The following is a 17,621-nucleotide window of genomic DNA, read 5'->3' on the forward strand; positions in this document are numbered from 1 at the left end:
AGGTCGGGGGGGGGGGGGCGGGGCAGCGGCATGGCCCCCACATTGGACAGACCAATGACGTGGCGCGCGATGGTGGGTCCGCCGGGGCTCGAACCCGGGACCTCTCGATTAAAAGTCGCTTGCTCTACCGACTGAGCTACGGACCCCGGCCATCGCGGCGCGGCCTATCGCCTAGTGGCGGGGGCGGGGGCGGTCAACCGAGGCGGCGAGCTGGCGGATGCTGCGTGCCGTCACGGGATCACGCCAGCGGGGGGCGATGGCGGCGAGCGGTGCGAGGACGAACCGGCGCTCGCGCAGGCCGATGTGGGGGACGGTCAGGCCGGGCGACGACCAGGACCCGTGCGACCACAGCAGGATATCGAGGTCGATCACCCGCGCCCCCCAGCGCCGGCCACGGCGGCGGCCGAAGTCGCGTTCGATCGCTTTGAGCCGGCGAAGCAGCGCCGGTGGCGGATCGTCGCTGACGATGATCGCGACGCTGTTGGCGAAGCGGCGGTGCGACGGGCCCAGCGGCGGCGTCTCGATGATCGGCGCGGCGACGACGAGGTCGTGCAGCGCCTCGATCGCCGCCGTCACCTCGGCACGCGGACTGCCGTGGCGGCCACGCCGGTTGGACCCGATCCCGATCGCGTAGGTTGTCCTCATTCCACCCCGCCCCTACCGCAGGCCGATGAATTTCGCACCCAGCCCGATCCCCGAGACCGAACCACCCCGCGACTGCCCCCGCTGCCCGCGACTGGTCGGCTTTCGCGAAGCCTTGCGCGTCGAATATCCCGATTGGTGGAACGCGCCGGTCAATGCCTTCGGCGATCCGCAAGCCTGGCTGGGCATCGTCGGGCTGGCGCCCGGCAAGCACGGCGCCAACCGCACGGGGCGACCGTTTACCGGCGATTTTGCGGGACAGCTATTGTTCGACACGCTGGGCAAATACGGCCTGGCGACGGGCACCTACGAAGGGCGGCCCGACGACACGCTGGCCTTGACCGGCGCGATCATCATCAATGCGGTGAAGTGCCTGCCGCCCGAGAACAAGCCGACGCCCGAGGAAATCCGCACGTGCCGCCCGTTCCTGGAGGGACAGGTCGGCGTATTGCCCAACGCGCGGGTCTTCGTCGCGCTGGGCCAGATCGCACACCAGTCGGCGGTCAAGACGTTGGGCGGCAAGCTGCCCAAGGCGAAGTTCGGCCATCTCGCCGAGCATCGCATGCCCGACGGCCGCGTACTGATCGATAGCTATCACTGCTCGCGCTACAACCAGAACACCGGGCGGCTGACGACCGAGATGTTCGAGGCGGTGTTCGCGCGGACGCTGGAGGTGAAGGCGGCGATGGAGGCGGGGATCAGCTCGACGGAATGAGCGACCCCTTGTTCTGCGCCGCCTCGGCCCAGCGATAGACGGCGTCGGCGATGTACAGGCGGAACTGGGTGGGATCGACCTGGACCGACTTGGCTCCACCGACGCAGGGGCGCGCCTTGTCGATCAGCGCCGCCTGAAGGTCGCTGAACTTCGCGGTGCCGTCGCTCATCGCCAGCTGCACCGACAGGCCTGGTTCGAGCCGGACCATGCAGGTCGCCACCTCGAAATAGCGGGCGTCGGCGGGCAGGCGGAAACGATTGCGCGGGATTTCGCGCAGATTGTAGCGGCGCTGCACCTCGGGATCGTTGGTCTGCTCGCGCGTCAGGACCAGGTCGGGCGCGAACTGCTTGAGCGCCTGGATGGTATAGGCGCCGCGGTCGTAAATCGAATGGCCGAGCGGGAAGGGATCGACACCGCCGGTGATGCCGCTGGTGTCGCCGCCCATTGCACTCGCCGCCTGCAATTCGTTGGCTTCGGCGCCGGTGCGAACCAGCGCCGCCGATCCCTCGCCGCAGGTCGCATAGATGCGGGCGAGCCGGTCCTGCGCATAGGCGTGGCGGCTGCTGTTGAACTCGCCGTCGACCACCTTGCGCAGCAGGCTGCGGTCCGACAGCTTCGATCGCGCCGCGCATTTCGCCTGCCGTTCGGCATTGTCGTAGCGGCGCGCGATATTGCAGGTGTTGATGCTCGACGGATAGCGCGCGGTGGTGTCGAGGTCCTTGCGCAGGCGATAGCCGGTGATGACGATGTCGTTTTCGGGCGTCTCGGTAGTCAAAGCCTGCTGACCGGCGGCAGGCTCCGCCGGAACCGGCGTCGTCGATTGCTGCTGAGCGACTGCGGCCGTGGCTAGAAACGCTGCCATGCCGAACAACATCGTCTTCATCACCCGGACCCTCAATCGCTAGACCGCGCGATGGTCGCGCAAACGCAGATTAGCGTCAATCGCCCGGTAGCGCGGCCGGGACGAGCGTGTCGACATCGCGCGCTGCCACCACCCAGCGGTACAGGGCATCGGCAATGAAGTACCGGAATTGCGTAGGGTCAAAGTAAACGCGGCGGGCGTTGCCGGTGCAGGGTTTGGCGCCGTTGACGATCGCCGCCTCGATGCGGCCGTAGGCGGCGAACTTGGTGCTCGGCTGGACCAGCTTCACAGACAGTTCGGGCTGAAGCCGAACAAAGCAGATCGCGGCTTCGAAATACCGCCGGTCGACCGGCAGGCGCTTGGCGAGCAGCGGGATCTCGCGCTGGTCGAAGCGCTTCTGGATGACCGGATCGGCGGTCTCGGCCTTGGTCAGCGTCGGGTTCGGCGCGAAGCGGTCGAGCGCCATCAGGTAGAGGCCGCCGCGATCACTGTAATAGTCGATGACGGTGCCGGCCTCGGCGACCTGCTGTGCGCTGGCAGAACAGGCGGCGTTGAGGGTGATGAAGCGGCGCTGGGCGAATATCTGCCGTGCCGTGTTGGTCGTCGTGTCGAGCGCGGCGCGCAGCCATCCCAGACCTCGACTCGGCCCTTCTCCGCCACAGCGCGTGAAGGTCTCGACCGTCTGGAACGCGATCCGCGTCTTGGTGGCGTTGCCGACCTTGCTGCTGCCAAGCGTTTTACGCGTTACGGCGGAGTCGGCCTCGTCGAGGTCGGGCACACCGGTGACGACCAAGTCATACTGAAGCGGCGGAACCTCCGCCTTCTGCGGCGGCGCCGCCGGGCCAGACTGGAGGAGGAGGAGCGAGAGCAGGGCTAGCGTCACGGATCCTCCGGTCGATGTTAATGCGTAGATGCATTGCTGTGACAGGCCGCACGTGATCGCGCAATTGGATCAGCCCGGTGGCAACGGCGCCGGGATCAGCGTGTCGACGCCCTGCGCCGCGACCAGCCAGCGATAGAGCGCGTCGGCGATGAACAGGCGAAAATGCGTCGGGTCGAAATAGACGCGGCGGGCATTGTTGCCGCCGCAGCGGATCAGCGATTCGACGCCCTCGAACGCGATATGCGTCTTCAGCGCGTTGCCGACCTTGCTGCTGCCGAGCGTGCTCGACGTCACTGCCGACGTGCGTTCGTCTAGCCGCGGAACGCCCTCGACGATCACGTCATAGGGCAGCGACGGCACGCGTTCCTTCTCGGGCGGGGGCGGCGGCACAGCGGGCGCAACCTGCAACAGAAGGAACGGGAGCCAGAGCGCCGTCACACGTCCTCTGTCAGTCGCCCGTAAAGGTCCGGCCGGCGATCGCGGAAGAAGCCGAAGGCGGCGCGGTGGCGGCGGATGCGGTCGAGGTCGAGCGTCGCGGTGATGACGCCTTCCTCCTCGCGATCCAGTTCGGCGAGGATGTCGCCGCGCTCGTCGGCGATGAAGCTGGTGCCGTAGAAGGTCTGGCCGTGTTCCGTGCCGACGCGGTTGGCCGCGACGACGGGGACGACGTTCGACACTGCATGGCCGACCATCGCCCGGCGCCACAGCCGTGCGGTGTCGAGGCTGGTGTCGTGCGGCTCGCTACCGATCGCGGTGGGGTAGAACAGCAGCTCGGCCCCCATCAGCATCATCGCGCGCGCGGTTTCGGGATACCATTGGTCCCAGCAGACGCCGACGCCGAGCGTCCAGCGATCGGGGCCTTTCCACACCTTGAACCCGGTGTTGCCGGGGCGAAAATAGAATTTCTCCTCGTACCCGGGGCCGTCAGGGATATGGCTCTTGCGATAGAGGCCCTGCACTTCGCCGTCGGGGCCGACCATCGCCAGGCTATTGTAATAATGCTGGCCGTCCGCCTCGAAGAAGCTGGTCGGAATCCAGACCCTCAGCGCCTCGGCCAGCGCCTGCATCGCCAGCACCGCCTTGTGCTCGCCGACGGGCGCGGCATTGGCGAACAGGCCCTCGTCCTCGACCCGGCAGAAATACTCGCCCTCGAACAATTCGGGGGGCAGGATCACCTGCGCGCCGCGGCCATGCGCCTCGCGCACGGCTTCCGACACCTTGGCGATGTTGGCGTCGATGTCGGCGGAGAAGGCGAGCTGGAGCGCGGCGACGGTGATCTCGGTCATGACGCGCGCCATACCCGTCCCGTCGGCCACGCGAAACCCGCTATGCGGCGGGGATCAGCGACGCGACGTTTCGCGCCGCCACGACCCAGCGGTAGAAGGCGTCGACGATATAGGGCCGATAGGTTGCAGGCTCGACGGTCAGCCGCTTGACCCCGCCCAGGCACGTGCGGCCTTCGACCAGCATCGTCTGGATCAGCCCGCGTTCCAGGTTGCTGCCGGGCTGCGCTCGGGTCAGCCGTGTGGCCAGCTCCGGCTGTTCGCGGACGAGGCACGAGGTCACCAGCCAGGCGTTGCGATCGGCGGGCAGGCGGAGCCGGTTGCGAGCATATTCACGCTGACGATAGCGCTGCTGGACGACGGGGTCCTGCGTCTCGGCGGCGGTCAGTGTGGCATCGGGGGAGTAACGCTGCAGCGCCAATTCGATGATGGCGCCGCGATCCTGCGGCCTGCGGCCATAGTCGATGACGTTGGGATACTCGGTCGACACCTTGGCGATGAACGACAGGCCCGGCTGGCATGCCCGCCCCTTCAGCACGATATGTCCCTGCGCATGGGTTGCCATCGCGCCGTTCGGTTCGCCATCGACGACCCTTCGCAGCATCAGCGGGTCGCTGAAGGACAGTGCACAGCGGAAATAGAGCCGGCGCTGTTCCTGATCGACCTTTGCCTCGAGCCGGCCCATGTCGTTCCAATAGACGCCAGTGGGAAGCTTGCTGCGCGGGATGCGGAGCGCCTCGACGATGATTTCGTCGCCGTCCTGCGCGGTCGGCAATCGATCCGGGCCGGTCGTCGCCTGCACCGGCATCGCGCTGACTGCGACGGCAAGGAACAGAAGCGACATCATGGCTGCTCCGCATCGAACGAGATCGACCGATGATCGAACGCCTCAACGCCTTGAGCAAGCCAGCGGTGCTGTAATATTTCGTGTCTGTTCAGGCCGCGATGGAGGAGCCGGTCCGGTCACCCCAGCGACCCGAACCGGTCAGCAGCTGTTCGGACACGATCAGCCAGTTGTCGATGCCCCAGCGGGCGGGATCTTCCTCACCGACCACCTGGTCGTCGCTGGCCGCATTGCCGATGGCGACGTCGGTCACGCCGCAGGGCTGGCGGTCGATCGCCGACAGGAAGGCCCTCACCTGAAGCGCGGCGCCGCGCGCCCGGGGCGGCAGGGTGATGGCGAGGCGGTCGGAACGCAGCCGCACCAGCAAGCCGGCGGGATAGACGCCGATGCAGCGCATGAAGGCGAACAGCAGCGCGCGGTCGAAATGCCCCTCCCACTCCCACATCCGGGTCACCGCATCGGTCGGCGTCCAGGCGCGCTTGTAGGGGCGGTCGGCGGTGACGGCGTCGAACACGTCGCAGATCGCGGCGATGCGCATCGGCATCGTCAGCTGGTCGCCGGCAAGACGTAGCGGATAGCCGGTGCCGTCGACCCGCTCGTGGTGATGGCGGGTCACGTCTAGGACGATCTGCGACACGTCGCTCGACGCCTGGAGGACGCGATAGCCCTGTTCGGGATGGGTGCTGATCAGCGTGCGCTCGTCGTCGGTCAGCCGCGTGCTCTTCTTCAGCATGGCGTCGGGAATCGCCATCTTGCCGATGTCGTGGAGCAGGCCGCCGATGCCGAGCTGGCGCACCGTCTCGTCGTCGCAGCCGATATGGCGGCCGAGCGTCATCATCAGTGCGCAGACGCTGACCGAATGGACGAAGGTATATTCATCCTTGGTACGCAGCCGGGTCAGTCCCACCAATGCCTCGGGATGGTCCTCGACCGAGGCGCTGATGTCGTCGACCAGCGGCGCGACCTGGTTGGCACTGATTCGGTTGCCCTCGGCGGCGGCGCTCATGATCGATTCGATCGCGCGCGCCGACCGCTGGACCGCCCGGCGAATCTTTTCCTTTTCGGGCGATAGGCCGGTGGTGGTGATCCAGGTCGCCTGCGGCTGGCGGAACGGCCGCTGCAGCCGAACCGCCATCGGCTTCAGCTTGCGGTCGGGCCGGCGCACCACCTGGCTTTGGAAATCGGGCTGGGGCAGCAGCGGCAGGCCGCGGCTTTCGTCGATGACCAGCGAGTCGATATCCGACGCCAGGATCCTCTCAAGCTGCTCCGGCGACGCGATCAGAAACTTGCCGCGCCAGAACGGGTGGGAAAACCATGGCCCCTCAAGGGCATGAACGAACATCCCGAGGCGTACCTGATCCCGATGAATGGTTCGCAGGGGCGTGGTGGCGCGGGTCATCCATCCTTCGTACCGCGCGAGACGTTAAAGGATGGTATGACAACGATTGCAGTCAGGTCGTTGGAATCTGCTGACTAATACAGTGGAAACTGCCGCCGCCGGTAAGGATGTGATCGGCGCGCAGGCCGACGACCCGTCGATCGGGAAACAGCGCCTGGATCGCCGCGACCGCCGCGTCGTCATTGCCGGCGCCATAGAGCGGCACGACCACCGCGGCATTGCCGATGTAGAAGTTCATGTAGCTGGCGGGAACGACCTCCTCGTCGCGCAGGACGCGGCCGGGCGAGGGGATCGGCACGACGTCGAGCCCGGCGGCGCGGGCATCGCGCAGTGCGTGCTGATAGACCTGCCAGTTGGGGTCGTTCTCGGTCGCCTCGGGAATGGCGAGGCGCCCCGGCGCGACGAATCGGGCGAGGTTGTCGACATGGCCGTCGGTATGGTCGTTGATCAGGCCTTCGCCGAGCCAGACGACGCGGGTGAAGCCGAGGTCGTCGTGTAGCCGCGTCTCGATCTCGGCACGCGACATCCCGAGATTGCGGTTGCGGTTGAGCAGGCACTGTTCGGTGGTGACGACGGTGCCGGTGCCGTCGCCGTCGATCGCGCCGCCCTCCAGCACCCAGTCGTGATAGGCGTAGGCGAGGCCGCGCTCGGCGGCGAGGCGCCGGCCGATGTCTTCGTCGCCCGGCAGGTCGTACTTGCCGCCCCAGCCGTTGAAGACGAAGCCGGCGGCGCGGCCCTCGGGCAGCAGGATCGGACCGGTGTCGCGCAACCAGATGTCGCCGAAGGGCTGAACGACGACCTCGGCGAACGGTGCGAGCGCGGCGGCGGCCTCCGCGGCCTCGCCATCGGCCGCGACCAGGATAACCGTCTCGCCGCGACCCTCGGCATGGACGGCGCGGGCGAAGGCCGCCACCTCGTCACGCGCAGCGTCGAGATCGTCCTGCCACAGCTCGGGATGGCTGGGAAAACCGATCCAGACGGCGGCGTGCGGCGCCCATTCGGCGGCGGGGGGAGGCGTGGTCATGCGGGCGTTTTAATAGCTTGCGCGCCGAGGCTAAAGCCCCTGTGTCGGCATGTCCCACCCCGGCGCCGGCCGGGGTGGGGAGACGTTACTTGCCGGCGCGATCGCGGTCGCGAATCGCGCGGAATTCGCTGCCCTGATACCAGTTGGGCCACAGCGCCGTATCGTCGGCGAGCTTGCGGCCGAGCTGATAATAGAGCGTCAGATCGGCGACCGCGCCGTCCCAGTTCCACCTGGGATCATATTCGTCCTGCGGCTTGTGATAGCGGTTGGCGACATAATCCTCGCGCGCGGCATGGCCGGCCTTGACCCCGCCGACGACCAGGTCCTCGCCCGATCCGCCGTCGAGCATCGGCACGCCGAGCTTGGCGAAGCTGAAATGGTCGGAGCGGTAATAGCTGCCGCGTTCCGGGTTCGCCTCTGGGCTGATCGTGCGGCCCTGCGCGGCGACGAGCGGCTTGATCAGGTCCTCGATCTCGGACTTGCCGGCGCCGACGAGCACGAAGTCGCGGGTTTTGCCGATGACGTTGAGGCCGTCCATGTTGACCCCGCCGACGGTGCGCGCCAGCGGGAAGATCGGGTGTTCGGCGTAATATCTGCTGCCGAGCAGGCCGCTTTCCTCCGCCGTCACCGCGACGAAGGCGATCGAGCGCCTGGCCGGTCCCGCCTTGGCCTGCGCCTCGGCGAGGCTGACGAGCCCGGCGACGCCGCTGGCATTGTCGAGCGCGCCGTTGCAGATGTCGTCGCCGTTCACCGGATCGCAGCGGCCCAGGTGATCCCAATGCGCGGTATAGAGGACATAATCGTCGGGCGCCGCGGTGCCGGGCAGGACGCCGACGACGTTCTTCGACATCGACTTCTTCACCGCATTGGTGAAGCCGCCCGACATCTTCAGCCCGAGCGGCACCGCCCTGAACCCCTTGGTCTTGGCGGTCGCGGCAAGCGCGGTGAAGTCCTTGCCGGCGCTGGCGAACAGCTCCTTGGCCTTGGCGAGCTGCATCCAGCCGACGATCTGGCTCTGGCCCATATGGCCGTCCGCCTCGTCGAGCTCGTACTGCGCGCCGGTCCACGACGACTGGACGACCGCCCAGGGATAGGCGGCAGGTTCGGTATCGTGGACGATCAGCGCGGCGGCGGCGCCGTGCTTGGCGGCGTTCTCGAACTTGTAGGGCCAGCGGCCGTACCAGGTCATCGCGCGGCCCTCGAACGGGCCGTCGCGCGTCATCGTCTGCCAGTCGGCGTCGTTGATGAGGATGACGACGGTCTTCCCCTTCACGTCGACGCCGGCATAATCGTCCCAGCCCTTTTCGGGCGCGGTGATGCCGTAACCGACGAAGACGACGTCGCTGTTCGCGACGTCGATCCGGGGCGTCACGCGATAGGTGCCGGCGACCATCTCGGTCTTGTAGGCCATCGTCACCGGCGCCTTGCCACCGGTGAAGGTCAGCGGGCGGACGTTCTCGGCGGTGATCTCCACCATCGGCACGTCCTGATACCAGCTGCCCTTGTTGCCGGGCTTCAGCCCTGCCGCCTTGAAGCGTTCGGCGATATACGCGACCGTCTTCGCCTCGCCCGGCGTCGTCGGCGCGCGGCCCTCATAGGCATCGGACGACAGCGTCTGGGTGACGGTCTTCAGCGTCTCGGTCGAGATCGCTGGCGTCGTCTGCGCCTGGGCGGCGGTGGCGAATAGCAGGGGAGCAAGGGGGAGAAGGCGACGCATGGGGCCTCGTAGCTTGTTGGAATGGGCGACGTTCTGCCAATCGCCCAGCCCCGCGTCCATAGAGCCTAGCGCTTGGGCATGCGTTTCGTCTTCGCGGCCTGGGTCATGGCGGCAAGCTGCGCTTCCACCGCTTCGTCACGGCGAAGCGCGTCGAGTTCGGCGAGCGCCTCGGCGGAGGGATCGGCACCGAGGCTGCGGACCGCCCGGGCGCGCTCGTAGATCGTTTCGGCACGGTGAGCGCTGCCCGGCGTGGCGGGCGCGATCGAAGCGCGGTGGAGGTCGGCGCGCATCGCGTCGCGGCGCGCGGCCAGTGACGCCAGTTCGGCGTCGAGCGCGGCGGCGCGGGCGGTGGCGGTGGTGTCGGCGGCGATCAGGCTTTCCCGCTCGCCATCGAGCGCCACGCGCTTCGCCACCAGCGCCGCGGCGAGATCGCGACGGTCGCGACCCAGCGCGTAACGGGCATCCGCATCGAGCCGTGCCGTCTCGGCGGCGATCGCGGTGCGGCGTTCGGCGCGCAGGCGGCGGTCCTCGTCGATCGCGCCGCGTTCTGCCCTCGTCCGTTCGAGCGCCCGGTCCATCTCGCGCAGCGCTTCGCGCATCAGCGGGCCGCTGCTGTGGCGTTCTGCGGCCTGGATCGCGGTCTCGATGTTGCTCGAGACGACGGCGCCGATACGGCTAAGCCAGGACGTGGACATGGGCATGATCGATCCGGTTGATGGTTGATCGACGTTAAAGTGCCGGGGACGGGCGGGCAAAGAAAAAGGCGGCCCCGATGCGGGACCGCCTGACTCTTCTCGCGGGGCCGAGCCGACCCTTCGCTCGTCTATTCGCTTAGCGCGAATAGAACTCGACGACGAGGTTCGGCTCCATCTTCACCGGATACGGCACTTCGTCGAGCGTCGGCACGCGGGTGAAGGTGATCTTGGCATTGCCGTCGGGCGCGACATAGTCGGGGATCTCACGCTCGGCGAGGTTCTGCGCCTCGAGCACGAGCGCCATTTCCTTCGCCTTCGAACCCAGCGTGATCTCGTCGCCGACGAAGCAGCGGCGCGACGCGATGTTGCACTTCACGCCATTGACGCGGATGTGGCCGTGGCTGACCAGCTGGCGCGCGGCGAAGATCGTCGGCGCGAACTTGGCGCGATAGACGATCATGTCGAGGCGCTGCTCGAGCAGGCCGATCAGGTTCTGCGAGGTATCGCCCTTCATCCGGGCGGCCTCCTGATAGCACTGCTTGAACTGCTTCTCGGTGACGTCGCCGTAATAGCCCTTCAGCTTCTGCTTGGCGCGCAGCTGAATGCCGAAGTCCGACACCTTGCCCTTGCGGCGCTGGCCATGTTGGCCGGGACCGTACTCACGCTTGTTGACCGGGCTCTTCGGGCGACCCCAGATGTTTTCGCCCATCCGGCGGTCGAGCTTGTGCTTGGCGCTGGAGCGCTTCGACATTCCTATATTCCTTGCAACTAGTAACGACGTTGTTCCCGGTATCGCTCTGCTGGCTCACAAAAGAGGGCAGGGCCGCCGCTTCACCGGGATGCGGGGCCGATTGCGAAGGCGCGCGCCTAGCTGGCGGTCAGGCCCGAGTCAAGGATTGGGTGGAAAGTTGGCCTGTCGCGCAACCGCCGCTAAAGGCGTCGCCCATGACGACAATCCTTGCCGGCCCCGATTGCACGACCATGGCCGAGGTGCGCGCGGGCGTCGACCAGGTCGACCGCGAGCTGGTGACGCTGCTCGCTCGCCGGTTTGCTTATATGGATGCAGCGGCGCGGATCAAACCGGTGCGCGGGGCGGTTCGCGACGAGGATCGCAAGGCGCAGGTGATCGCCAACGCGCAGGCGGCGGCCGAGGCGGCTGGGCTGCCCGGCGATGCCATCGCGGCGCTGTGGGAGCAGCTGGTCGAAACGTCGATCGCCTACGAGCTGGCGGCGTTCGACCGGCGCTAAATGTCCTTCGATCCTCCCCCGCAAGGGGGAGGTGGCAGCGCGTAAGTGCTGACGAAGGGGGCGGTTGGCGACGAACGCGAGGGTGGGCAACCTCCCCCTCCGTCACGCCTTCGGCGCGCCACCTCCCCCTGGCGGGGGAGGATTTCGTGGCCAGCTATTTCGGCTTCTTCGCGCCATCGAGCGCCGACAGGACGCCGCGCATCGTCCGCACCTCCTGCGACGACCAGCCCGGCTTCGTCAGCAGCGTACGCAGCGTGCGGCGGTTGGCGGGAACGCGATCGGGCGGGAAGTAATAGTTGGCGCGCTCCAGCATCGCATCGAGCTGGCCGATCATGCCCTCCAGTTCTTCGTGCGGGGCGGGCGGATCGATCTCGACCTCGGGCGGGGAGGCAAGGCTCTCGCCTTTCGACCACTCGTACGCCAGCAGGATCACCGCCTGGGCGAGGTTGAGGCTGCCGAATTCGGGATTGATCGGCACGGTGACGATGGTGCGGGCGAGCGCGACGTCGTCGGTCTCCAGCCCCGATCGCTCCGGCCCGAACAGCAGGGCCGAGCGGCCCGGTCCGGCATGGATCGCGCGCGCCGCTTGCTCGGGCGTGACCACGGGCTTGGTCACGCCGCGCTTGCGCACCGTGGTGGCATAGACGTGCGCACAGTCGGCGACCGCATCGGCGACGCTGTCGAATAGCTGCGCGTCGGCGAGGACCCGGTCCGCGCCCGACGAGGCGGGGCCGGCGGCGGGGTTGGGCCAGCCGTCACGGGGCGAGACGAGACGCATCTCGGTAAGCCCGAAATTGAGCATCGCGCGGGCGGCCTTGCCGATGTTTTCCGCGAGTTGGGGGCGGACGAGGACGATGATGGGGGGAGGAGCATCGGGCTGTGCTTCGACTTCGCTCAGCACGAACGGGGAGGGGGAAGCGGGTTCATTCCCCTCCTCCGTTCGCCCTGAGCGAAGTCGAAGGGCACGTTCGGACGGTGGGATGGCGGCCTCATGCAACGCATCCCAATCGCCTGCGATCAGCGCTTCCTTCTTGGCCCTGGTCCAACCCTTGATCCGGCGCTCGGCTTCCAGCGCCTCGATCCGGGACGGAAAATCCTGCGACCACACCAGCGTGACCGGACGGCGACGCTGCGTGTAGCCCTCGATCTGGCCGCTGTCGTGCTGGCCGATACGCTGTTCGAGATTGTCGGTGTGCCCGGCATAGTAGCTGCCGTCGGCGCAGCGGAGGATGTAGGTCCAGAAAGTCATGGCGTCGGGCTATGCCCTTCGACTTCGCTCAGGGCGACCGGATTTTCGAATTGACGGAGGAGGTCCACCTTACCCCCGCCCCGCGTCCTCCACGCTACCCGCGAATTCCTCGAAGTCCTTCGCTTCGCTGAAGTCGCGATAGACGCTGGCGAAGCGGATATAGGCGACCGAATCGAGGCCCTTCAGCCCCTCCATCACCATCTCCCCGATCCGCTTCGACGATACCTCGCTGTCGCCCTGGGTTTCGAGTTGCCGTTGGATGCCCGACACCAGCTTCTCGATCCGGCCCGGTTCGATCGGACGCTTGCGGGTGGCGATCGAAACGGAGCGGAGCAGCTTGTCGCGGTCGAACGCCTCCCGGCGTCCTTCGGCCTTGGTGACGAACAGGTCGCGCAGCTGGATGCGCTCGAACGTCGTGAAGCGCGCGGCGCAGCCCTCGCACTGACGCCGACGACGGATCGCCGCCCCATCGTCGGTGGGGCGGCTATCCTTGACCTGGCTATCCTCGTGTCCGCAGAACGGGCAACGCATCAGCGGTTCTTGGTGCCTTTCCAGTAGGCATAGCCGGCGCCGGCGATCGCGCCGAACACCGGGCCGACGATCGGCACCGGGATCGCGACCACCGCGCCGAGCGCCGACCATTTGGCCATGCTCTTGCCCAGGCCGGGCGTGCTCTTGATCGTGCTCTGGACGCCGCGGGCCTTGCTGTCGAAATCGCTCATGTCGGTTCCCTTACTGATAGATCGGGAACCGAGCGCACAAGGCGGCGACACGTTCCCTGACGTTCGCCTCTACCTGCGCATCGCCCGCCTCACCGTTCTTGGCGAGGCCGTCGAGGACGTCGGCGACCATGTTGCCGATCTCGCGGAATTCGGCGGTGCCGAAGCCGCGAGTGGTGCCCGCCGGAGTGCCGACGCGGATGCCGCTGGTCTTGACCGGGGGCAGCGGATCGTTGGGGATGCCGTTCTTGTTGCAGGTGATGCCGGCACGCTCCAGTGCCTCGTCGGCATCGCGGCCGGTGACGCCGAGCGGCGTCAGGTCGACCAGCGCCAGGTGGGTATCGGTGCCGCCCGAGACGATGTTCGAGCCGCGCTCCTTCAGCGTCGCCGCCAGCACCTTGGCGTTCTCGACCACCGCGGCGATGTAGCTCTTGTAGCCGGGCTGCAGCGCCTCGCCGAACGCCACCGCCTTAGCGGCGACGACGTGCATCAGCGGCCCGCCCTGAAGGCCGGGGAAGACCGCCGAGTTGATCTTCTTGGCGATTCCCTCGTCGTCGGTCATCACCATGCCGCCGCGGGGCCCACGCAGCGTCTTGTGCGTGGTGGTCGTCACGACATGCGCGTGGCCGAACGGCGTCGGGTGGAGCCCGGCGGCGACGATGCCCGCGAAGTGCGCCATATCGACCATGAAATAGGCGCCGACCGCATCGGCGATTGCGCGGAAGCGGGCGAAGTCGATCTGGCGGGGGTAGGCGGAGCCGCCGGCGATGATGAGCTTGGGCTGGCGCTCGCGGGCCAAGGCTTCGACCTGGTCATAGTCGATCAGGTGGGTGTCGGAGGTGACGCCATATTGGACCGCGTCGAACCACTTGCCGCTCATCGCCGCGCGCGCGCCGTGGGTGAGGTGGCCGCCGGCGTCGAGGCTCATGCCCATGATCGTCTCGCCCGGCTTGACCAGCGCGAGCATCACCGCGCCGTTCGCCTGCGCGCCCGAGTGCGGCTGGACGTTGGCATAGCCGCAGCCGAACAGCTGCTTGGCGCGATCGATCGCCAGCGTCTCGACCTCGTCCGACGGCGCGCAGCCCTGGTAATAGCGCTTGCCGGGATAGCCCTCGGCATATTTGTTGGTGAAGACCGAGCCCTGCGCCTCGAGCACCGCACGCGATACGATATTCTCGCTGGCGATCAGCTCGATCTGGGTCTGCTCGCGCTTCAGCTCATGACCGATCGCCGCGGCGATCGCGGGATCGACCGCGGCGAGGTCGCTGGTGAAGAAGCCGTCGGGCGTGGTGTCGACGATGCTGCTCGGCTGGGTGCTCATGCGCGTTCCTCCGTGAAAGGCGCGTCGCTCTCGGGCGAAGCCGCGACGCGCGGCGCTGAGAGCATGTCGACGCGATGCTGGTGACGACCGCCTTCGAAATCGGCGGCGAGAAAGGCTTCGAGGCAAGCGACCGCCATCGTCTCGCCGATCAGGCGCGCGCCCATCGCGATGGCGTTGGCGTCGTTGTGGCTGCGCGCGAGGCGGGCGGACAAAGGCTCCGACACCTGCGCGCAGCGGCAGGCGGGATGGCGGTTGGCGGCGATGGCGATGCCGATGCCCGAGCCGCACAGCGCGACGCCGCGTTCCGCGCGACCGTCGGCGAGCGCTTCGGCGATGGCGAAGCCATAGTCGGGATAGTCGACGCTGGCCGACGAGTTGGTGCCGAGATCGAGGACGTCGTGACCGGCCTGTTCCAGCCACGCGACCAGCACGGTCTTCAGCGGCATGGCGGCATGATCGGCGGCGATGGCGACGCGCATGATGGCTCCTGTCTCGGGATGCTCGCGCCTTTAGCGCCCCGATGCGGCGATGGCCACCCGAGAACGCTTGGGTGGCGAGACAAGCGATGATAGCGTTCGCGCCATGAACAGACCGGCCAGGATCGACACCGACCCAGCGCAGCCGTCGCCGTGGTTCACCGCCGGGGAGTTCTTGCGCATGCGCGACGCCGGGGCATTCGCCGGCATGCGGGTCGAACTGGTCGAGGGGGAAATCGTCAAGATGATGCCGGCGTATCTCGCGCATGGCGAGGCCAATCTGACGCTGGCGGCCCGGCTGCTCGCCGCCGTGGGCCAGGCGGGCGTGATCGGCACCGATGTGCTGATCGCCGTTTCCGACAAGACGATGCGGGCGGCGGATATTGTCGTCGCGGCGCAAGGCGCCCCGCGCAACAAGGCATTGTCGGCGAACGACGTGATGCTGGTCGTGGAGATCGCCGACTCGACGCTCGCGGAGGATCTGGGGGCGAAGCTTGCCGATTATGCCTCGGCCGGCATCGCGCATTATTGGGTCGTCGACCTGAAGGGTCAGATCATCCAGTGCATGAGGGCACCGCACGACGGCGGCTATGATGATCGGGTGGTCGTCCGCTTCGGCGAGGAGCTGACGCTGCCCGACGGTCGACGGATCGTCGGGCTGTGACGAGCCGCGTCGCGCCCGAGGCCCGGCTGCTCGGCTATGCCGGGCTGCTGCCGCAGATCGCCGCCGTCGTCATGCTGGCGGGGGCGAGCCCGGTCGTCGGCCGGCTGGGGGCGATGCTGGCGTTCGGCTATGGTGCGCTGATCCTGAGCTTTCTCGGCGGCATCTGGTGGGGCTTCGCGGTCAAGCGCGAGGGCGGGCAGACGCCGCTGCTGGTCGTGGCGGTGCTGCCGTCGCTGGTGGCGCTGGCGCTCGGCATCGCAGCGACGGTGCGGGGCGACATGGGGCGAAGCCTGGTCGGACTGGGGCTGGCGATCCTGCTGACGCTGATGGTCGAGCGGCGGCTGGTCGCGAGCGGCGAGGCGCCGAACGGGTGGATGGCGCTGAGGGTGCCGCTGTCGGTGGGGCTGGGGGTGCTGACGATCGTGGCGGGGGTGCTGGCCTGGTGAGGTGAGCGCGTCGCTTGCGGCGCGCCCTTCGACAGGCTCAGGGCGAACGGGGAGAAGAGTGGCCGCCCGGAATCGTCATCCTGAACGCATTTCAGGATCTCGTCGTGAGACTCACTATGAGATGCCGAAACGAGTTCGGCATGACGGGTTTGTGGCGAAGACTCAGGCCGCCTTCTTCAATTCCAGCCGGCCCCAGATCTCGACCAGCGCGTCGGTCAGCTCGCGCATCATCGCCTCGTCATGCGCGGGGCCGGGGGTGAAGCGCAGCCGCTCGGTGCCGCGGGGGACGGTGGGGTAATTGATCGGCTGGACGTAGATGCCGTATTCGGCGAGCAGCACGTCGCTGATCTTCTTGGCCTTCACCGGATCGCCGACCATCAGCGGGACGATATGCGTCTCGCCCTGCATCACCGGCAGCCCCGCGTCGGCGAGCATCGCCTTCATCCGCGCGGCCGCCGCCTGCTGGCCATCGCGCTCGACGCTCGACGACTTGAGGTGGCGGACGCTTGCGAGCACGCCGGCGACGAGCACTGGCGACAGCGAGGTGGTGAAGATGAAGCCAGGCGCATAGCTGCGGATGACGTCGATGATCGTCTGGTCGGCGGCGACATAGCCGCCCATCACGCCGAACGCCTTGCCCAGCGTGCCCTCGATGATCGTCAGTCGATGCGCGACATCCTCACGCTCCGAAATACCGCCGCCGCGCGGGCCGTACATCCCGACGGCATGGACTTCGTCGAGATAGGTCAGCGCGTTATACTTGTCGGCAAGGTCGCAGATCGCGGCGATCGGGGCGATGTCGCCCTCCATCGAATAGACGCTTTCGAACGCGATCAGCTTGGGCATCGCGGGATCGTCGGCAGCGAGCAGTTCTTCGAGGTGCGCGAGATCATTGTGGCGGAACACGCGCTTCTCGCAGCCCGCGTTGCGGATTCCCGCGATCATCGAGGCGTGGTTGAGCTCGTCCGAATAGATGATGCAGCCCGGCAGGATCTTGGCGACGGTCGACAGCGTCGCCTCGTTCGAGACATAGCCGCTGGTGAAGAGCAGCGCGCCCTCCTTGCCGTGCAGGTCGGCGAGCTCGGCCTCGAGGTCGACGTGATAATGGGTGTTGCCGCCGATGTTGCGGGTGCCGCCCGACCCGGCGCCGACGTCGTGAAGCGCCTCTTCCATCGCGGCGATGACCTTGGGATGCTGTCCCATCGCGAGATAGTCGTTCGAGCACCAGACGGTGACCGGCTTGGGCCCGTTATGCCCAGCGAAGCAGCGCGCGTTGGGGAAGGCGCCCTTGTTGCGCAGGATGTCGATGAAGACGCGGTAGCGCCCCTCGGCATGCAGGCGGTCGATCGCCTGGGTGAACACCCGCGAATAGTCGACGCGCGCGGAGTCGCTGGCCTCGATGGTCATGGACCGGTCCCTTACCTGTGTAATCGG

The 17,621-nt window shown here is 67.5% G+C and carries 20 protein-coding genes, 2 tRNA genes and 1 pseudogene; 4 read left to right on the forward strand and 19 right to left on the reverse strand.

Annotated features, from left to right (window positions below):
- Window positions 1–70 precede the first annotated feature (70 nt).
- Window positions 71–146 (reverse strand) — tRNA-Lys (locus GGQ80_RS02550).
- A gap of 25 nt (window positions 147–171) precedes the next feature.
- Window positions 172–645, reverse strand: coding sequence for a 2-amino-4-hydroxy-6-hydroxymethyldihydropteridine diphosphokinase (gene folK / locus GGQ80_RS02555; protein WP_183982207.1), 474 nt, complete (start codon window positions 643–645; stop codon window positions 172–174).
- A 25-nt stretch (window positions 646–670) separates the two neighbouring features.
- Between folK and GGQ80_RS02560 the strand changes: the two genes are divergently transcribed.
- Complete coding sequence (locus tag GGQ80_RS02560; RefSeq protein ID WP_183982208.1) at window positions 671–1,357, forward strand: uracil-DNA glycosylase; 687 nt, start codon at window positions 671–673, stop codon at window positions 1,355–1,357.
- On the opposite strand, the gene GGQ80_RS02565 is transcribed toward GGQ80_RS02560, so the two are convergent.
- The 11 genes and pseudogenes from GGQ80_RS02565 to rpsD form a co-directional block, all read right to left on the reverse strand.
- On the reverse strand, window positions 1,341–2,240 hold the full coding sequence (locus tag GGQ80_RS02565; RefSeq protein WP_183982210.1) for a hypothetical protein: 900 nt from the start codon (window positions 2,238–2,240) through the stop codon (window positions 1,341–1,343). The two genes, GGQ80_RS02560 and GGQ80_RS02565, sit on opposite strands and share 17 nt — an antisense overlap.
- A gap of 55 nt (window positions 2,241–2,295) precedes the next feature.
- The gene (locus GGQ80_RS02570; RefSeq protein ID WP_183982212.1) at window positions 2,296–3,102 is read right to left on the reverse strand and encodes a hypothetical protein; all 807 of its coding nucleotides are present in this window, start codon (window positions 3,100–3,102) and stop codon (window positions 2,296–2,298) included.
- 69 nt (window positions 3,103–3,171) lie between these two features.
- Window positions 3,172–3,492 (reverse strand): hypothetical protein, encoded by a 321-nt coding sequence (locus tag GGQ80_RS02575; protein ID WP_221364127.1) that lies wholly within the window; start codon window positions 3,490–3,492, stop codon window positions 3,172–3,174.
- 44 nt (window positions 3,493–3,536) lie between these two features.
- The gene (aguB, locus tag GGQ80_RS02580; RefSeq protein ID WP_183982216.1) at window positions 3,537–4,388 is read right to left on the reverse strand and encodes an N-carbamoylputrescine amidase; all 852 of its coding nucleotides are present in this window, start codon (window positions 4,386–4,388) and stop codon (window positions 3,537–3,539) included.
- A gap of 40 nt (window positions 4,389–4,428) precedes the next feature.
- A complete protein-coding gene (locus tag GGQ80_RS02585) occupies window positions 4,429–5,229 on the reverse strand; it encodes a hypothetical protein (RefSeq protein ID WP_221364128.1) in 801 nt (266 codons plus the stop codon).
- 91 nt (window positions 5,230–5,320) lie between these two features.
- Window positions 5,321–6,628 carry an HD-GYP domain-containing protein gene (locus GGQ80_RS02590; protein WP_281375290.1) on the reverse strand — a complete coding sequence of 436 codons (1,308 nt, stop codon included), beginning with the start codon at window positions 6,626–6,628 and terminating at the stop codon, window positions 5,321–5,323.
- A gap of 52 nt (window positions 6,629–6,680) precedes the next feature.
- A complete protein-coding gene (locus GGQ80_RS02595; protein WP_183982222.1) occupies window positions 6,681–7,652 on the reverse strand; it encodes an agmatine deiminase family protein in 972 nt (323 codons plus the stop codon).
- Window positions 7,653–7,712: 60 nt separating this feature from the next.
- Window positions 7,713–7,810 (reverse strand) — tRNA-OTHER (locus GGQ80_RS02600).
- A 92-nt stretch (window positions 7,811–7,902) separates the two neighbouring features.
- Window positions 7,903–9,429 (reverse strand): annotated as a pseudogene (locus GGQ80_RS18795) (M28 family peptidase); the annotation flags it as partial.
- 5 nt (window positions 9,430–9,434) lie between these two features.
- Window positions 9,435–10,064, reverse strand: a complete 630-nt coding sequence (locus GGQ80_RS02610; RefSeq protein WP_183982224.1) for a hypothetical protein — start codon at window positions 10,062–10,064, stop codon at window positions 9,435–9,437.
- A 136-nt stretch (window positions 10,065–10,200) separates the two neighbouring features.
- The gene (rpsD, locus tag GGQ80_RS02615; protein ID WP_183982226.1) at window positions 10,201–10,815 is read right to left on the reverse strand and encodes a 30S ribosomal protein S4; all 615 of its coding nucleotides are present in this window, start codon (window positions 10,813–10,815) and stop codon (window positions 10,201–10,203) included.
- A gap of 194 nt (window positions 10,816–11,009) precedes the next feature.
- Between rpsD and GGQ80_RS02620 the strand changes: the two genes are divergently transcribed.
- Window positions 11,010–11,312, forward strand: coding sequence for a chorismate mutase (locus GGQ80_RS02620; protein ID WP_183982228.1), 303 nt, complete (start codon window positions 11,010–11,012; stop codon window positions 11,310–11,312).
- A gap of 154 nt (window positions 11,313–11,466) precedes the next feature.
- On the opposite strand, the gene GGQ80_RS02625 is transcribed toward GGQ80_RS02620, so the two are convergent.
- The 5 genes from GGQ80_RS02625 to rpiB all read right to left on the reverse strand — a co-directional run bounded on the left by GGQ80_RS02625 (window position 11,467) and on the right by rpiB (window position 15,080).
- Complete coding sequence (locus tag GGQ80_RS02625) at window positions 11,467–12,561, reverse strand: TrmH family RNA methyltransferase (RefSeq protein ID WP_183982230.1); 1,095 nt, start codon at window positions 12,559–12,561, stop codon at window positions 11,467–11,469.
- 69 nt (window positions 12,562–12,630) lie between these two features.
- On the reverse strand, window positions 12,631–13,092 hold the full coding sequence (gene nrdR, locus GGQ80_RS02630; RefSeq protein ID WP_183982232.1) for a transcriptional regulator NrdR: 462 nt from the start codon (window positions 13,090–13,092) through the stop codon (window positions 12,631–12,633).
- Window positions 13,092–13,283: a hypothetical protein gene (locus GGQ80_RS02635; RefSeq protein ID WP_183982234.1), complete on the reverse strand. Its 192-nt coding sequence runs from the start codon at window positions 13,281–13,283 to the stop codon at window positions 13,092–13,094. Before GGQ80_RS02635 ends, nrdR begins: the two co-directional genes overlap by 1 nt.
- A 10-nt stretch (window positions 13,284–13,293) precedes the next feature.
- On the reverse strand, window positions 13,294–14,601 hold the full coding sequence (gene glyA, locus GGQ80_RS02640; protein ID WP_183982236.1) for a serine hydroxymethyltransferase: 1,308 nt from the start codon (window positions 14,599–14,601) through the stop codon (window positions 13,294–13,296).
- A complete protein-coding gene (rpiB, locus tag GGQ80_RS02645; RefSeq protein ID WP_183982238.1) occupies window positions 14,598–15,080 on the reverse strand; it encodes a ribose 5-phosphate isomerase B in 483 nt (160 codons plus the stop codon). The genes glyA and rpiB overlap by 4 nt, the downstream gene beginning before the upstream one ends.
- 103 nt (window positions 15,081–15,183) lie before the next feature.
- Between rpiB and GGQ80_RS02650 the strand changes: the two genes are divergently transcribed.
- Together GGQ80_RS02650 and GGQ80_RS02655 are read left to right on the forward strand one after the other, a co-directional pair.
- The gene (locus tag GGQ80_RS02650) at window positions 15,184–15,741 is read left to right on the forward strand and encodes a Uma2 family endonuclease (protein ID WP_183982240.1); all 558 of its coding nucleotides are present in this window, start codon (window positions 15,184–15,186) and stop codon (window positions 15,739–15,741) included.
- The gene (locus GGQ80_RS02655) at window positions 15,738–16,187 is read left to right on the forward strand and encodes a DUF3429 family protein (protein ID WP_183982241.1); all 450 of its coding nucleotides are present in this window, start codon (window positions 15,738–15,740) and stop codon (window positions 16,185–16,187) included. Before GGQ80_RS02650 ends, GGQ80_RS02655 begins: the two co-directional genes overlap by 4 nt.
- A gap of 162 nt (window positions 16,188–16,349) precedes the next feature.
- On the opposite strand, the gene hemA is transcribed toward GGQ80_RS02655, so the two are convergent.
- Window positions 16,350–17,594, reverse strand: coding sequence for a 5-aminolevulinate synthase (gene hemA, locus GGQ80_RS02660; RefSeq protein WP_183982243.1), 1,245 nt, complete (start codon window positions 17,592–17,594; stop codon window positions 16,350–16,352).
- Window positions 17,595–17,621: the final 27 nt, after the last annotated feature.

It is taken from the genome of Sphingomonas jinjuensis, assembly GCF_014197105.1.
Taxonomy (GTDB): domain Bacteria; phylum Pseudomonadota; class Alphaproteobacteria; order Sphingomonadales; family Sphingomonadaceae; genus Sphingomonas; species Sphingomonas jinjuensis.

What these genes read in the sequence shown, in the direction of transcription:
- folK (WP_183982207.1), bottom strand. Translation starts at nt 645, where the DNA reads ATGAGGACAACCTACGCGATCGGGATCGGGTCCAACCGGCGTGGCCGC.
- GGQ80_RS02560 (WP_183982208.1), top strand. Translation starts at nt 671, where the DNA reads ATGAATTTCGCACCCAGCCCGATCCCCGAGACCGAACCACCCCGCGAC.
- GGQ80_RS02565 (WP_183982210.1), bottom strand. Translation starts at nt 2,240, where the DNA reads ATGAAGACGATGTTGTTCGGCATGGCAGCGTTTCTAGCCACGGCCGCA.
- aguB (WP_183982216.1), bottom strand. Translation starts at nt 4,388, where the DNA reads ATGACCGAGATCACCGTCGCCGCGCTCCAGCTCGCCTTCTCCGCCGAC.
- GGQ80_RS02585 (WP_221364128.1), bottom strand. Translation starts at nt 5,229, where the DNA reads ATGTCGCTTCTGTTCCTTGCCGTCGCAGTCAGCGCGATGCCGGTGCAG.
- GGQ80_RS02590 (WP_281375290.1), bottom strand. Translation starts at nt 6,628, where the DNA reads ATGACCCGCGCCACCACGCCCCTGCGAACCATTCATCGGGATCAGGTA.
- GGQ80_RS02595 (WP_183982222.1), bottom strand. Translation starts at nt 7,652, where the DNA reads ATGACCACGCCTCCCCCCGCCGCCGAATGGGCGCCGCACGCCGCCGTC.
- GGQ80_RS02610 (WP_183982224.1), bottom strand. Translation starts at nt 10,064, where the DNA reads ATGTCCACGTCCTGGCTTAGCCGTATCGGCGCCGTCGTCTCGAGCAAC.
- rpsD (WP_183982226.1), bottom strand. Translation starts at nt 10,815, where the DNA reads ATGTCGAAGCGCTCCAGCGCCAAGCACAAGCTCGACCGCCGGATGGGC.
- GGQ80_RS02620 (WP_183982228.1), top strand. Translation starts at nt 11,010, where the DNA reads ATGACGACAATCCTTGCCGGCCCCGATTGCACGACCATGGCCGAGGTG.
- GGQ80_RS02625 (WP_183982230.1), bottom strand. Translation starts at nt 12,561, where the DNA reads ATGACTTTCTGGACCTACATCCTCCGCTGCGCCGACGGCAGCTACTAT.
- nrdR (WP_183982232.1), bottom strand. Translation starts at nt 13,092, where the DNA reads ATGCGTTGCCCGTTCTGCGGACACGAGGATAGCCAGGTCAAGGATAGC.
- GGQ80_RS02635 (WP_183982234.1), bottom strand. Translation starts at nt 13,283, where the DNA reads ATGAGCGATTTCGACAGCAAGGCCCGCGGCGTCCAGAGCACGATCAAG.
- glyA (WP_183982236.1), bottom strand. Translation starts at nt 14,601, where the DNA reads ATGAGCACCCAGCCGAGCAGCATCGTCGACACCACGCCCGACGGCTTC.
- rpiB (WP_183982238.1), bottom strand. Translation starts at nt 15,080, where the DNA reads ATGCGCGTCGCCATCGCCGCCGATCATGCCGCCATGCCGCTGAAGACC.
- GGQ80_RS02650 (WP_183982240.1), top strand. Translation starts at nt 15,184, where the DNA reads ATGAACAGACCGGCCAGGATCGACACCGACCCAGCGCAGCCGTCGCCG.
- hemA (WP_183982243.1), bottom strand. Translation starts at nt 17,594, where the DNA reads ATGACCATCGAGGCCAGCGACTCCGCGCGCGTCGACTATTCGCGGGTG.